This window comes from Exiguobacterium sp. SH1S21 (genome assembly GCF_004337175.1).
GTDB classification, from domain to species: Bacteria; Bacillota; Bacilli; order Exiguobacteriales; family Exiguobacteriaceae; genus Exiguobacterium; species Exiguobacterium aurantiacum_A.
This window is the reverse complement of record NZ_SJUY01000002.1, coordinates 221343-235350: the sequence shown is the minus strand read 5'-3', so window position 1 is coordinate 235350 and position 14008 is coordinate 221343. Positions and strand designations below refer to the sequence as shown.

The window sequence follows — 14008 nt, the reverse complement described above, 5'->3', positions numbered from 1 at the left end:
TTACATTTCTCGAAAACATGATAATATGTTAGATGTCAGACCTATATGTCAGAGGAGGAATTTATTATGGAATTAGCACGTTATATCGACCACACGGCCTTGAAGGCAGAAACAACGAAAGATCAAGTTACAAAATTATGTGCAGAGGCACTTGAGTACAAATTCGCGAGCGTTTGTGTCAACCCGACATGGGTCGCTTACGCTGCCGAGCAACTTAAATTAGACGAGGACGTCAAAGTTTGTACGGTCATCGGATTCCCGCTCGGTGCGAACACACCTGAAGTGAAAGCGTTCGAAACGAAAGATGCGATTGCTAACGGCGCAGACGAAGTCGACATGGTCATCAACATCAGCGCGATGAAAGACGGCGATTTCGACCTCGTCGAACGCGACATCCGTGCCGTCGTCGAAGCAGCGAACGGTACGCTCGTCAAAGTCATCTTTGAAACGTGCTTGCTTACTAAAGAAGAAATCAAAAAAGCGGCTGAACTGTCAGTCAAAGCGGGTGCAGACTTCGTGAAAACGTCGACTGGATTCTCAACTGGCGGCGCTACCGTCGAAGACATCCGACTCATGCGTGAGACGGTCGGACCGGATCTTGGCGTCAAAGCATCAGGCGGCGTCCGTGATTTCGCAGGCGCACAAGCGATGATCGATGCTGGTGCAACGCGCATTGGCGCTTCTGCCGGAATTGCCATCGTCACAGGCGGACGTTCGGACAGCGATTATTAATTGAAGTAGTAGTTGACCACACGACTTAATTTCACTATAATGTGGTATGACGTGTGAAACACGTTTCCTTAGTCGTGTAATTCGGAGGGAGGGAAAACTAGTGGAAACTCGTGTCCGTAAAAACGAATCGCTTGAAGACGCTCTTCGTCGTTTCAAACGCGGTGTTGCGAAAGATGGCACTCTTGCCGAAGTTCGCAAACGTCGTCACTACGAAAAGCCAAGCGTAAAACGTAAATTGAAATCAGAAGCTGCTCGCAAGAACAAGAAATTCTGATTGAAGTTTCTTTTGTAGAGAGGGTGTTGGCTCATGAGTCTGCAAGAACGCTTGACGGACGACATGAAGCAAGCCATGCGCGCTAAACAGAAAGATCGTCTCACGACGATCCGGATGGTCAAAGCGTCGCTCCAGAACGAGGCCATCAAACTTGGTCGACAAGATCTTACTGAGGAAGAGGAGCTCACGGTGCTCAACCGAGAGATGAAACAGCGCAGAGACTCCCTCCGAGAATTCGAAAGCGCTGGTCGTGAAGACCTTGCTTCTAAAGTAGCTGATGAAATTGTCGTACTAGAGGTCTACATGCCTAAGCAACTCTCTGAAGACGAAGTCACAGCAATCGTCAAGGCAGCAATTGCCGAGACGAACGCTGCGGGTCCGTCCGATATGGGTAAGGTGATGGGCGTCGTCATGCCACAAGTTAAAGGCAAGGCTGACGGTGGTCTTGTGAACCGAATTGTCAAACAACAATTGACGAATTAATGATAAAAGGCAGGGAACTTTGGAGAAATCCAAAAGTTTCTGCCTTTTTTTGCGTATTATGAAACCACATTCAATCTTGTTTCGTATACACTAGAGATAAGAGGTAGCTTTGGATTTGGAAGGGGGTAGCAATACGATGACATTTGGTCTCGGAGTGATTCTGACGGTGTTTTTCGTCGGGATTGTCCTTCTTGGAATTGAAGTGTTCGTTGCCGGTTTTGGATTGTTCGGGGTCCTCGGGATAGGCGCCGTCGTGGCGAGTTTGATTATGGCAGGTGCCACGATCGGGCAGCTTTGGCTGTCACTTGGTTTAGCGACGGCGCTTGTTGCGGGACTCGGGTTTTGGGCGTATCGTCGACTGCAGTCGAATCGCTCGCTCATGTATAAAGGCTTGATTTTGACCGATTCGACGTCGACTGATAAGGGGTATTTGTCTCATGACGACCGGAAGCGGTTGCTTGGGAAAGTCGGTGTCACATTGACGCCACTTCGTCCAGCAGGTACTGCTGAGATTGAAGGCGAACGAATCGACGTCGTGGCAGAAGGTAGCTATCTCGATGAACAAACAAAAATTGAGGTGTATAAAGTCGACTCAGGACGCGTTGTCGTCCGACGCTTTGTAGAACCGAAGGAGGATGTAACAGAATGACACCAGAACTATTAAGCACGTTACTCATCACAGGTGGGGGATTGATCGCGCTCGCCGTGTTCTTCACGTTCGTACCGGTCGGCCTGTGGATCAGCTCGTTTGCTTCAGGCGTCCACGTCTCCATCTTCACATTGATTGGGATGCGACTTCGTCGCGTCGTTCCGTCTAAAATCATCAACCCGCTCATCAAAGCCGTCAAAGCAGGCATTGGTTTGAACACGAACCAGCTCGAGAGTCACTTTTTAGCCGGTGGTAACGTCGACCGTGTCGTCAACGCTTTGATCGCGGCGCACCGTGCCGATATCGAGTTATCGTTCGAACGTGCCGCCGCCATCGACCTTGCTGGCCGGAACGTGTTAGAAGCCGTACAGATGTCGGTTAACCCGAAAGTCATCGAGACACCGTTCATCGCCGGTGTGGCGATGGATGGGATCGAAGTGAAAGCGAAAGCCCGGATCACGGTTCGTGCCAACATCGACCGCCTCGTCGGGGGTGCCGGTGAAGAAACGATCATCGCCCGTGTCGGTGAAGGGGTCGTCTCGACGATCGGTTCGCAACATAACCATAAACACGTGCTTGAGAACCCGGACATGATTTCACGTACCGTATTGACGAAAGGTCTCGATTCAGGGACGGCGTTTGAAATCTTGTCGATCGACATCGCCGACATTGATATCGGTAAAAACATCGGCGCGGTGCTCCAAACCGACCAAGCCGAGGCAGATAAGAAAATTGCGCAGGCGAAAGCCGAGGAACGTCGCGCAATGGCGATCGCCCGCGAGCAAGAGATGAAGTCGTCGGTCGAAGAAATGCGCGCCAAAGTCGTCGCGGCCGAGGCGGAAGTACCGCTCGCTATGGCAGATGCGCTCCGTAACGGCAAGCTTGGGGTCATGGATTACGTCAACTACTTGAACGTCCAAGCGGATACGCAAATGCGTAATGCGATCGGTCATCCAGTCGAATCTGATAGAGAGTAATCGATATGGATGGATTATGGATCTTACTATTAGCCGCCTTCGGGATCGCTTCTGCGGTCATGAAGCGACTCGAGAAATCGTCGTCCACAGGAGAAAAGCCGCCGAGCACGGATTTGAAGCGGTATCTTGATACGGTCGGTGACATGATGAAAGAAGTCGATGGACAACTGAACGATCCGCGAGATGAGCGGCAGAGTAAAGTACCGCAAAAAGTTCGTCGTCGTGTTGCGATTCCGGTCGAAAATTCAGACCGGCATGAGTTTGACCCAAATCGACACGCACCAAAGTCACGTGAGCCGCTCCCGAAAGTGAGCGCTGCGTTCGAACAGGCAGTCAAAATCCCTCCGATAACGGAAGCGACCGATTCACGAAAGAAAGCGCAAACGCGCATTTCGATGAAGGAAGCGCGTCAAGCCATCGTCTGGAGTGAGATTCTTCAGCCGCCGGTCTCGAAACGCCGCCGTCGGTAATTTTTTTAGCAGTGACTCGATGTCACTGCTTTTTTTGTGGCTTGAGATAACGGTCTTTCTTTCACGAACGGCATGATAGTGCTAAAGTAAAGAAGGAACAATCTATAGATGAGGGGGAGAAACATCCATTGATTACGACAGATAAGATACCGTTCGTCATGGAACATGCGAGCGAAGCGCAGGCACTCCTCGGACCGAAAGACGAGGTGTTCCATGCGATCGAGGCCGAGCTTGCCGTCGCGCTTACGCCTCGTGGCGAAGAGCTGATCATCCAAGCCGATAGCGTGGAGACGCTCGAATTGACGAAAAGTGTGATCAAGACGTTGCAACAACTCGTTAAACAAGGTGCGCGGTTGAACGAGGGCGATGCAATCAGTGTCATCCAACATATTAAGATTGGCAAAGGGGAAGAACTGCTCGAACATTATGGCCGTGTCGTCTTCACGACGAACAAAGGGAAACCAATCCGGGCGAAGACGGTCGGACAGAGCCGTTACGTCCGGGCCATCGAGAAACGCGACCTCGTATTCGGGATCGGGCCGGCCGGGACCGGGAAGACGTATTTGGCGGTCGTCCTGGCTGCGCGGGCGCTGAAAGAAGGTCAAGTGAAACGGATCATTTTGACGCGTCCTGCCGTCGAGGCGGGTGAGAACCTCGGTTTCTTGCCGGGTGACTTAAAAGAAAAAGTCGACCCTTACTTACGACCGCTCTATGACGCTTTGTTTGACGTCTATGGTGTCGAACATACGAACCGTCTGCTCGAGCGAGGCACGATCGAAGTCGCCCCGCTCGCTTACATGCGCGGACGGACACTTGAAGATGCGTTCGTCATTTTGGATGAGGCGCAGAATACGACGAAAGAACAGATGAAAATGTTTTTGACACGGCTCGGGTTCGGGTCGAAGATGGTCGTCACCGGTGATTTGACGCAAGTCGATTTACCGAGAGGGAAAGCGTCGGGGCTTCAAGAAGCGCTCCATCTCCTCGAAGGGGTCGACGGGATTCACTTCGAGCACTTTAGCGCCTCAGACGTCGTGCGGCATCCACTCGTCAAAAAAATCATCAACGCCTACAGTACAGATATTACATGACGAAAGGGGGGGCACTGATGCAGCAAGCACGTCATTGGACGGTCGCCACAATCTCCGTCCTCTTTTTTCTCATCCTTGGCGCGATCCTTTACTTTACGGTGCGCCCATCAATCATCAGCGTAGAGCCGCTTGGCATCGCCGCACAGGATATCCGCTCCCCGATCACGGTCGAGGACAGGGTCGCGTCGGACCGTCTCAGACAAGACGCGACGAACGCCGTCGGGAGTCAGTTCTCATTACGCCGTGAATTCGCCGATCAACAGATTGCCAAAATCGAGCAATTGTTTGCGGCGTTCGAAGACACGGATGAGGACACTGAACTGTCTGATATCAAAAATCGATTGAACTCTACAGAAGTGAACGGGCTCCTTGAAGACGATGAGTTGAACTCACTCCTAGAGGCGACCGTGAACACGCGTCGTACCGTCGAAGACGTCGCCGTGACGGCGCTTCAAGAAGTCATGGCGAATCGGATCGAAACGAGTTCCGAGTCGATTGCCGAGGCGAGAGACCGGGCGTCGACGGTCATCGACCAATCACCGTTGTCGTTAGAATTCCGAGCGGTCGCGACGAGTTTAAGTGACCAACTGATCGTCCCGAACTATGTTTTCGATTCGGAAGCGACTCGTCAGAAAGAACAAGAGGCGATCGACGCCGTTGAACCGGTCATCATTCAAGAAGGACAGCTCCTCGTCAACCAAGGGGAAGTCGTGACCCGTGAAATCTATCGGAAGCTCGAATTGACCGGTGCGATTGACCCGAACCGTTCGTTCGCGCCTTTGTTCGGTGCCTATTTGCTCAGCGGACTCTTGACGGTCGGATTTTTATTCATGCTGATCCGTTCAAAAATTCAAGAACTATTGCTCCGACCTAAAATTTTGATTACTGTCTATGGTCTACTATTGCTGCAACTAGGTATTTTCTTCGGCGTCGGTTATATCGGGATCGAGTTCACGACGTATGCGTACGTCATCGCCCCGACGGCGTTCGTCGTCTTATTGCTCCGTATCTTAGTCGATGAACGGGTCGCGTTGGCTTCGGCGCTCATCACGATGATCGCTGGTTCAATTGTTGCGAGCTTTGGCCAAAATACGAGCTTTATGACGGTCGTTTACTTTGCGACCGGGAGTTTCTTGGCTGTCTTTTTGGTCGAACCGAAGATTCAACGGAAACGCTTGTTCCTTTCAGGCGTCTTGCTCGGAATCATCAACATCATTATGGTGCTCGCGCTCCTGTTCTTGCGGAACACGCAAGTGACGTGGGAAATGGTCGCCTATTTATCCGGTTTCGCGATCACGAGCGCCTTGCTGTCGATCGTTCTCACATTCGGCTTCTTGCCGTTTCTAGAGCCTTGGTTCGGCGTATTGTCGTCCGGACGCCTAGTCGAATTGATGAGCCCAACGCATCCGCTGCTGCGAAAACTGTTGATGGAGGCACCGGGAACGTATCACCATAGCATGATGGTCGCCAATCTCGCCGAGTCGGCGTGTGAGGCGATCGGGGCCGATGGTCTGCTCGCCCGGGTCGCGAGTTATTATCACGACCTCGGCAAGACGGAACGACCGCTCCACTTTATCGAGAACCAACAAAGCGGCGTGAACCCGCACGACCGGCTCACACCGGAAGAGTCGGCCGACATCATTATGGCGCATCCTTACGACGGCTCTGATTTGTTGCGGCGCTATAAACTGCCGAAAGAGATTATCGACATCGCCGAGCAACATCACGGGACGTCGCTGCTCAAGTTCTTTTATGTGAAAGCGAAAGAGTCACGAGACGTGTCGGAGTCACGTTTCCGTTACCCGGGACCGAAACCGCAGTCGCGTGAGGCGGCGGTCGTCATGATCGTCGATTCGATCGAAGCAGCGGTCCGGTCACAAAAACAGCCGACACCAGAACGGATACGCCAGCTCGTCAGCTCGATCATTCGCGACAAGCTTCAAGACGGCCAGTTCGAAGAGTGTGATTTGACGACGAAGGAAGTGTGGCGTGTCGGCGAGAGTGCATGCGAGACGTTGACCGGCTTGTTCCATGAACGGATCGAATACCCAGAACTAAAGAAAGAAGGCGAATTACATGCAAATCATCTCGAACGATGAACAAGGGTTGTTGACCGAGTCTCAGCTCGAGTTAGTCGAATCGATTTTAGTTCACGCGGCCTTGGCTGAACAAGTCGAAGAACCGAGTGAACTGTCAGTCACATTTTTAACGAATGATGAGATTCAAGTGATCAACCAGGAATGGCGCGGTAAAGACGCGCCGACGGACGTCATCAGCTTTGCTTTTGACGAGATGGGAGAAGAAGAGATGGACTTCATGCTCGATGAGGATGAACCCCGTCTATTGGGCGACATCGTCATCTCGGTGGAGCGATGCCGCGAGCAAGCGGCGGACTACGGTCATTCGTTCGAACGTGAACTCGGTTTCTTGGCGATTCATGGCTTTCTCCATTTGCTCGGCTACGACCATATGACGCCAGAAGAAGAAGCCGAGATGACGGCGCGTCAGGAGCAAGTGCTCGCTCATTTTGAGTTGAAGCGAGGCGAGGTGTGAATCCGTTCTGGTTTGCGGTGCACGGGATCGTGCACGCGGTGCGAACCGAACGGAACATGCTGATTCACCTCATTGCAAGCTTGCTCGTCGGATTGTTCTGTTGGTGGCTCCCGACGACAACGCTTGAAAACCTCATCTTGTTCGGGTGGGTCGTGCTTGTCATCGCTCTCGAATTGATGAACACGGCCGTCGAACGGACGGTCGATCTCGTGACGAAAGACATCGAGCCGCTCGCCAAACAAGCGAAAGACGTAGCGGCGGGATCGGTTCTCGTCGCTTCGGGCGGAGCAGCCGTAACAGCGCTCGTCATTTTCGGGCCGTATTTATTCGCTTTATAATCAATGTATTGGAAATTTAGAAAGCAGGTGCACTATGTATCAAGAAGGTTTTAAATCAGGTTTTGTTTCAATTATCGGACGTCCAAACGTCGGGAAATCGACGTTCTTGAACCGGGTCATCGGTCAAAAGATCGCCATCATGTCAGACAAGCCCCAGACGACACGTAACAAGGTCCAAGGTGTCTATACGACAGACGACACGCAAATCATCTTCATCGACACGCCAGGGATCCATAAACCGAAGCACCGTCTCGGCGACTTCATGATGAAAGTGGCGACGAACGCGTTGCGTGAAGTCGACGCGATTTTGTTCATGGTCAACGTCACAGAGCCGCGCGGTGCCGGTGACGAGTTCATCATCGAGAAGTTGAAAGGACTCGACACACCAATCATCCTTGTGATGAACAAAATCGATTTGATTCACCCGGACGAGATCCCCGCTGTCATCGAACAGTATACGAATCAACTTGATTTCGCGGCGTACGTTCCGATTTCAGCCTTGCAAGGCAATAACGTCGAACCGCTCATCGGTGAGATCAAGAAGCTGCTGCCTGAAGGGCCGATGTACTATCCAGCCGATCAAGTGACGGATCACCCGGAGCGCTTCATCATCTCGGAACTGATTCGCGAGAAAGTGCTCCATAACACGCGCGATGAGATCCCGCATTCGATCGCGGTCAACATCGAATCGATCAAGAAACGAGACAACTCGGACATGGTCGACGTCGAAGCCGTCATCATGGTCGAGCGTGACTCGCAAAAAGGAATCGTCATCGGCAAGAAAGGTGCGATGCTCCGTCAGGTCGGGACGGAAGCGCGTCATGACATCGAGCTCTTGCTCGGTACGAAAGTGTATTTGAACCTTTGGGTGAAAGTCCAAAAAGATTGGCGCAATAAGATGGGCCAACTCCGTGACCTCGGTTTCCGCGACGACGAGTATTGAGCCATGTTACAAAAAGTCACGGGCATCGTCATTCGGACCGTCAATTATGGTGAATCCAACAAAGTCGTGACAATCTTCACAGAAGAGCTCGGGAAAGTCGCCGTCATGGCACGTGGTGCGAAAAAGCCAGGGAGTCGGTTGCACGCATCGAGCCAACCGTTCGTCGAAGCCGTCTATATCTTCCCGTCGAGCCGCGGTCTCGGTCAACTCAAGTCGTCTGACGTGATCACGTCATACCCGGAAGTGCGAAAAGATGTCGAGCGGATGGCGTATGCCGTGTACTTGCTCGAACTCGTCGATAAAACTGTCGAAGATCGAGTCCCGAACCGGCCGTTGTACCGAATTTTGAATGACGCGCTCCAAGCGCTGAACGCCGGAATGGACCCAGAGATCATCACCCATCATTTCGAGCTCAGAATTATGTATCTGCTCGGTGTCGCCCCGGTCTTGACCGGTTGTGTCCGGTGTAACGATGTGACCGACCCGATGTTCTTTTCCGTGACGTCGGGCGGGTTTCTCTGTTCGCGTCATCAAGAGGCAGGGTCGATTCAGATGAGTGAGCGGCTGGCGAAGTTACTTTACTTGTTGAGCCGGCATGAGCTGTCAGAGTTTAGTAACGTCCCGTTGACGAAGGAGACACGTCTCCTGTTACGGCAACTGTTTGACGCCTATATGGACTCTTACAGCGGATTGAACCTCAAGACGAAACGAGTCCTCGATCAGATGCAGCGACTTTACTTGAACGATGATTGACAATTCATGCAAGGTTCGATACCATAATCTACGATTAGACAAATGAAATAGCGTGCGCTGTGAAGGAAAATGAGTAGTTCTTAAATCATGGGTAAAGCGAGTTCGGGAAGGTGAGAGCCGAACGCCATGAAGAGAGCGAATGGCGATTCCGGAGCGCCCCAATCCAAAGAGTGGCCTCGATACCGAGGCAAGTAGGGTGGAACCGCGGGTAATCCCGTCCCTATGTGCATGGCACATAGGGGCGTTTTTTGTCGTTTCAATACTTTTGGAGGTGTCACATATGAAGCACAAAACGGTGCAAGAAATCATTCTCACGTTGCAAAATTTTTGGGCGTCGAAAAACTGCCTGACGATGCAAGCGTATGACGTAGAAAAAGGGGCCGGAACGATGAACCCGATGACGTTTTTACGGAGTCTCGGACCAGAGCCGTGGAACGTTTGTTATACGGAGCCGTCACGCCGTCCGGCTGACGGTCGATACGGGGAAAACCCGAACCGTCTGTATCAACATCACCAATTCCAAGTCATCATGAAGCCGTCCCCAAACAACATTCAAGAACTCTATTTGGAGAGTTTGGAACTGATCGGTATCAACCCGCTCGAACACGATATTCGTTTCGTCGAGGACAACTGGGAAAACCCGACGTTCGGTGCGGCCGGACTCGGTTGGGAAGTATGGTTGAACGGGATGGAAATCACCCAGTTCACATACTTCCAGCAAGTCGGCGGAATCGAGTGCGACCCGATCGCCGTCGAGATCACGTACGGCCTCGAACGTCTCGCGTCATATATTCAAGAAGTCGAGAGCGTGTTCGACCTCGTCTGGACAGACGGTTTCAAGTATGGCGATATTTTCTATCAGCCAGAGTTTGAACACTCGAAGTACACGTTCGAGCTGTCGGACGTCGATATGTTGTTCACGTTGTTCGACACGTATGAGAAAGAAGCGAAGCGGGCGCTCGAGGAAAACCTCGTCTTCCCGGCGTACGATTACATCTTAAAATGCTCGCACACGTTCAACCTTCTCGATGCGAAAGGCGCAATCTCGGTGACGGAACGGACCGGTTTCATCCAACGTGTCCGCAACATGTCGCGGGCATGTGCGGCCAAATTTATCGAAGAACGGGAACGCCTCGGCTTCCCACTCCTTAATCAAGAGAAAGCAGGTGCCTTGGATGCGTGACCTTTTACTAGAAATCGGACTTGAAGAACTACCAGCCCAATACGTGCTCCGCTCGGAGAAACAGTTAGGAGAGCGCGTGGCGGCGTTCTTGTCGGACGCTCGCGTCAACTTCGGAGCTGTCACGGTCTATTCGACACCACGTCGTCTCGCTGTACTCGTCCGTGACGTCGAGGAGAGTCAACAAGATTTGACGGAGACGCTCCGGGGACCGGCTAAAAAGATTGCGCAAGATGCAGACGGAAACTGGTCGAAAGCGGCAGCAGGATTTGCGCGTGGACGCGGACTGTCAGTCGACGACCTTTACTTCGCGGAAGAAAAAGGGGTCGAATACGTCTTCGCAGATCGTCACGAGTCAGGTCAGCCGACGGCTTCATTACTTGGCGGCCTTGAAGACGTCGTCCGCGGCATGACGTTCCCGAAAAATATGAAATGGGGTACGAGCAGCCTCCGTTACATGCGTCCGATCCGCTGGTTAGTCGCCATGTTTGGGACAGAACAGATCGATTTCGAGATCGAGGGCGTCAAAACAGGTAATGTGACACGCGGACATCGCTTCTTAAGTAAAGGCGACGTGACGATCTCATCACCTGACCGCTATGCGGCCACGCTCGAACAAGAGTTTGTCGTCGCATCGTACGACGACCGTCGCGAACGCATCGAGCGTCAAATCGAACAATTGGCGAACGAGCAAGGATGGACGGTGCCACTTGACGCATCGCTGCTTGAAGAAGTGACGAACCTCGTCGAGTGGCCGACAGCCCTGTTCGGTGAGTTTGATGCGAGCTACCTCGACCTTCCGGAAGAAGTGTTGATCACGACGATGAAAGAGCATCAGCGCTATTTCCCGGTCTATGTCGGTGACACGCTCCAACACTATTTTGTGACGGTTCGTAATGGTAACGCAGACCATCTGCAAAACGTTGCCAAAGGGAACGAGAAAGTCATCCGGGCACGACTCGCCGATGCCGTCTTCTTCTATGAGGAAGATAAAAAGACGAAGATTGACGACCAGCTCGACCGTCTCGACCGCATCGTCTTCCATGAGAAGCTTGGAACGACAGGCGCGAAAGTTCGTCGCGTCCAACAACTCGCGCTCACGCTCGCTCCACTGTTCAGTGCCGATGCTCAAAAAGTCGAACGCGCTGGAAAGATTCATAAATTCGACCTCGTTAGCCAGATGGTTTACGAATTTACCGAGCTTCAAGGCGTGATGGGAGAAAAGTATGCACTCCAGCAAGGTGAGGACAAAGAAGTTGCGGCCGCGATCCGTGAGCACTATATGCCACGCTTCGCCGGAGACGCATCACCGGCCACGCCGACGGGTGCCGCGCTCGCACTCGCGGATAAACTCGATTCGATTGCTGCGTTCTTCGGGGTCGGCATGATTCCAAGCGGTTCACAAGATCCGTTCGCTCTTCGCCGCCAAGCGCAAGGAGTCGTTCAAATTCTTGGAGATTGGCACGTCGATCTATCAGTCGACAAATTACTTTCACAAGTTGTCGAATCTCAGGTGGAAGCAGGACTTTACGATGCCGATAAAGAACAAGTCAAGGCGCAACTTAACGACTTCTTTATGCTCCGCTTGAAGTATCGTCTGCAAGAGAGACAAGTACGATACGATGTGATTGATGCCGTTCTCACGACTGGTCTGCCTGTCGAACAGCTCGACGCTCGCGCGGAGGCGGTTCAAAATATGCTGTCAGACGAGGCGAAACAGTTGATCGAGCAGTTGACGCGCGTCGTCAATATCGCTAAAAAAGGCGAACCAGGACTAGTGGATCCGGCCTTGTTTGAGAACGCTGAAGAGAAAGCCCTTCACGCCGCGGTCGAATCAACATTGCCTGAGACACATGAAGCGGTCGAAGTGGGCGACTACACGCGTGCCATCACATCACTTCGAGCGCTTGAACAACCGATAAGTGCTTATTTTGAAAATACGATGGTCATGAGCGACGTAGAAACGATTCGCCATAATCGTCTCAGTGAGATGAAGCGACTTGCTACGACGATCGAGCGTGTTGCTGACTTCAGCGCGCTCGTACTCTGATCAAACTAGAGGGGGTTGGCTATGCAGCTGAATGAACGCCAACAGAAGATTGTTGAGATTGTGAGAGTGAACGGACCGATCACGGGAGAGCAGATTGCTCAAGAGTTATCGCTCACCCGTGCCACGCTCCGCCCTGATCTTGCTATTTTGACGATGACTGGAATATTAGAAGCAAGACCACGCGTCGGCTACACGTTCGTCGGCAAGCGAAATTCATCGCTGCTCCGCGAAAAACTTGATTCGCTGACCGTTGGTGATTTCATGTCGTCCGCGAAAGTCGTCAGCAATGAAATGACCGTGTATGATGCGGTCGTCACGTTGTTCTTAGAAGATGTCGGGTCATTGTTCGTCGTCGGAAAAGACAATGAGCTTGTCGGGGTGTTGTCCCGCAAAGATTTACTGCGGGCCGCCATCGGCAACCAGGACCTCGACCAATTGCCTGTCAACGTCATTATGACGCGGATGCCGAATATTACCGTTTGTGAAAAAGGTGAGACGCTCATTCGGGCCGGGATGAAGTTGATTGAGAAACAGATTGACGCCATGCCAGTCGTCGAAGAGAAGGATGGTTCGCTCATCGTGCTCGGCCGAATGACAAAGACGAACATGACCAAGGTGTTGATTGCACTTGCCAACGATGAATCGTTCTGAGGAGGAAATTGGTTTGACAAACAAACAACTCGTATTTGTCGTGAGTGACTCTGTCGGAGAAACGTGTGAGCTCGTCGTCCGGGCGGCAAGCATCCAGTTCCATGAGAATGCGATCGAGACACTCCGGATTCCTTTCGTCGAAGACGAACAGACGATTCATGATGTCGTCACGCAGGCTAGAGCCCAAGGAGCGGTGATCGCCTTCACGCTCGTTAACGAAGAACATCGTTCACTGCTCGTGTCGCTCGGTAAAACGTATGACGTCAAAACGATCGACCTGCTCGGTGACCTCCTAGACGTGCTCTCGGGAAAACTCGGGGAGAGCCCGCGTGAGAAACCGGGTCTGATCTATCGTCTAGACGAGGATTACTTCCGTAAAATCGAGGCGATGGAGTTTGCCGTCAAATATGACGACGGACGTGATCCGCGTGGCTTGAAAAAGGCCGATATCGTCCTCGTCGGTGTGTCTCGCACATCGAAGACGCCGCTGTCACAATATTTGGCGCTAAAACGTTATAAAGTCGCCAACGTCCCGCTCGTGCCGGAGTCGCGTCCGCCGGAAGAACTGTTTGAGGTGTCACCGGATAAGTGTGTCGGCTTGATCATTTCACCGGACAAGTTGATTTCGATTCGAATGGAGCGTTTGAAATCGCTCGGTCTAAAACCGGAAGCGGATTACGCTCAACTCGAGCGAATCAATCGGGAACTCGAGTACGCGCGAGGGATATACGAACGAATCGGTTGCGAGGTCATCGATGTGACGAATAAGGCAGTCGAAGAGACGGCCGGAATCATCTTACGTCAGCTTGAACTGTCAAAAGATGACTGAGCGCTCGCATTAGTAATCGACGCGTGTTAACGGTA

General features: G+C 52.2%; 16 protein-coding genes. All 16 read left to right on the top strand.

The features are described 5' to 3' along the window. Positions 1–66: 66 nt before the first annotated feature. The 16 genes from deoC (at position 67) to EVJ24_RS04620 (ending at position 13973) form a co-directional block, all read left to right on the top strand. Positions 67–732 carry a deoxyribose-phosphate aldolase gene (deoC, locus tag EVJ24_RS04695; protein ID WP_070326989.1) on the top strand — a complete coding sequence of 222 codons (666 nt, stop codon included), beginning with the start codon at positions 67–69 and terminating at the stop codon, positions 730–732. 79 nt (positions 733–811) lie between these two features. Then, positions 812–1006: a 30S ribosomal protein S21 gene (gene rpsU, locus EVJ24_RS04690; protein ID WP_286203271.1), complete on the top strand. Its 195-nt coding sequence runs from the start codon at positions 812–814 to the stop codon at positions 1004–1006. A gap of 33 nt (positions 1007–1039) precedes the next feature. Continuing rightward, positions 1040–1489 carry a GatB/YqeY domain-containing protein gene (locus EVJ24_RS04685; protein WP_070326991.1) on the top strand — a complete coding sequence of 150 codons (450 nt, stop codon included), beginning with the start codon at positions 1040–1042 and terminating at the stop codon, positions 1487–1489. Between the two features lie 136 nt (positions 1490–1625). After that, positions 1626–2138 (top strand): NfeD family protein, encoded by a 513-nt coding sequence (locus EVJ24_RS04680; protein ID WP_070326992.1) that lies wholly within the window; start codon positions 1626–1628, stop codon positions 2136–2138. Continuing rightward, on the top strand, positions 2135–3115 hold the full coding sequence (gene floA, locus EVJ24_RS04675) for a flotillin-like protein FloA (RefSeq protein ID WP_016508066.1): 981 nt from the start codon (positions 2135–2137) through the stop codon (positions 3113–3115). The genes EVJ24_RS04680 and floA overlap by 4 nt, the downstream gene beginning before the upstream one ends. 5 nt (positions 3116–3120) lie before the next feature. After that, a complete protein-coding gene (locus EVJ24_RS04670; RefSeq protein WP_131439951.1) occupies positions 3121–3585 on the top strand; it encodes a hypothetical protein in 465 nt (154 codons plus the stop codon). Between the two features lie 128 nt (positions 3586–3713). Further along, entirely contained in the window at positions 3714–4676 is a 963-nt protein-coding gene (locus EVJ24_RS04665) for a PhoH family protein (RefSeq protein WP_370251801.1), read from the top strand. 17 nt (positions 4677–4693) lie between these two features. Beyond that, on the top strand, positions 4694–6775 hold the full coding sequence (locus EVJ24_RS04660; protein WP_233589563.1) for an HD family phosphohydrolase: 2082 nt from the start codon (positions 4694–4696) through the stop codon (positions 6773–6775). Next, the gene (gene ybeY, locus EVJ24_RS04655; protein ID WP_070326995.1) at positions 6753–7229 is read left to right on the top strand and encodes an rRNA maturation RNase YbeY; all 477 of its coding nucleotides are present in this window, start codon (positions 6753–6755) and stop codon (positions 7227–7229) included. Before EVJ24_RS04660 ends, ybeY begins: the two co-directional genes overlap by 23 nt. Further along, the gene (locus EVJ24_RS04650) at positions 7226–7567 is read left to right on the top strand and encodes a diacylglycerol kinase family protein (protein WP_070326996.1); all 342 of its coding nucleotides are present in this window, start codon (positions 7226–7228) and stop codon (positions 7565–7567) included. Before ybeY ends, EVJ24_RS04650 begins: the two co-directional genes overlap by 4 nt. A 34-nt stretch (positions 7568–7601) precedes the next feature. Further along, complete coding sequence (gene era, locus EVJ24_RS04645; RefSeq protein ID WP_070326997.1) at positions 7602–8510, top strand: GTPase Era; 909 nt, start codon at positions 7602–7604, stop codon at positions 8508–8510. 3 nt (positions 8511–8513) lie between these two features. Next, positions 8514–9263, top strand: coding sequence for a DNA repair protein RecO (gene recO / locus EVJ24_RS04640; RefSeq protein WP_071397773.1), 750 nt, complete (start codon positions 8514–8516; stop codon positions 9261–9263). Positions 9264–9543: 280 nt separating this feature from the next. Then, on the top strand, positions 9544–10446 hold the full coding sequence (gene glyQ, locus EVJ24_RS04635) for a glycine--tRNA ligase subunit alpha (RefSeq protein ID WP_016508054.1): 903 nt from the start codon (positions 9544–9546) through the stop codon (positions 10444–10446). Next, positions 10439–12493: a glycine--tRNA ligase subunit beta gene (glyS, locus tag EVJ24_RS04630; protein WP_131439950.1), complete on the top strand. Its 2055-nt coding sequence runs from the start codon at positions 10439–10441 to the stop codon at positions 12491–12493. Before glyQ ends, glyS begins: the two co-directional genes overlap by 8 nt. 21 nt (positions 12494–12514) lie before the next feature. Next, positions 12515–13144: a helix-turn-helix transcriptional regulator gene (locus EVJ24_RS04625; protein ID WP_070327000.1), complete on the top strand. Its 630-nt coding sequence runs from the start codon at positions 12515–12517 to the stop codon at positions 13142–13144. Next, positions 13131–13973 (top strand): pyruvate, water dikinase regulatory protein, encoded by an 843-nt coding sequence (locus EVJ24_RS04620; RefSeq protein ID WP_070327897.1) that lies wholly within the window; start codon positions 13131–13133, stop codon positions 13971–13973. The genes EVJ24_RS04625 and EVJ24_RS04620 overlap by 14 nt, the downstream gene beginning before the upstream one ends. Positions 13974–14008: the final 35 nt, after the last annotated feature.

Excerpts from the sequence above, each read along its gene's own strand:
- deoC (WP_070326989.1), top strand. The coding sequence starts at position 67 with ATGGAATTAGCACGTTATATCGACCACACGGCCTTGAAGGCAGAAACA.
- EVJ24_RS04685 (WP_070326991.1), top strand. The coding sequence starts at position 1,040 with ATGAGTCTGCAAGAACGCTTGACGGACGACATGAAGCAAGCCATGCGC.
- EVJ24_RS04680 (WP_070326992.1), top strand. The coding sequence starts at position 1,626 with ATGACATTTGGTCTCGGAGTGATTCTGACGGTGTTTTTCGTCGGGATT.
- floA (WP_016508066.1), top strand. The coding sequence starts at position 2,135 with ATGACACCAGAACTATTAAGCACGTTACTCATCACAGGTGGGGGATTG.
- EVJ24_RS04670 (WP_131439951.1), top strand. The coding sequence starts at position 3,121 with ATGGATGGATTATGGATCTTACTATTAGCCGCCTTCGGGATCGCTTCT.
- EVJ24_RS04660 (WP_233589563.1), top strand. The coding sequence starts at position 4,694 with ATGCAGCAAGCACGTCATTGGACGGTCGCCACAATCTCCGTCCTCTTT.
- ybeY (WP_070326995.1), top strand. The coding sequence starts at position 6,753 with ATGCAAATCATCTCGAACGATGAACAAGGGTTGTTGACCGAGTCTCAG.
- era (WP_070326997.1), top strand. The coding sequence starts at position 7,602 with ATGTATCAAGAAGGTTTTAAATCAGGTTTTGTTTCAATTATCGGACGT.
- recO (WP_071397773.1), top strand. The coding sequence starts at position 8,514 with ATGTTACAAAAAGTCACGGGCATCGTCATTCGGACCGTCAATTATGGT.
- glyQ (WP_016508054.1), top strand. The coding sequence starts at position 9,544 with ATGAAGCACAAAACGGTGCAAGAAATCATTCTCACGTTGCAAAATTTT.
- glyS (WP_131439950.1), top strand. The coding sequence starts at position 10,439 with ATGCGTGACCTTTTACTAGAAATCGGACTTGAAGAACTACCAGCCCAA.
- EVJ24_RS04625 (WP_070327000.1), top strand. The coding sequence starts at position 12,515 with ATGCAGCTGAATGAACGCCAACAGAAGATTGTTGAGATTGTGAGAGTG.
- EVJ24_RS04620 (WP_070327897.1), top strand. The coding sequence starts at position 13,131 with ATGAATCGTTCTGAGGAGGAAATTGGTTTGACAAACAAACAACTCGTA.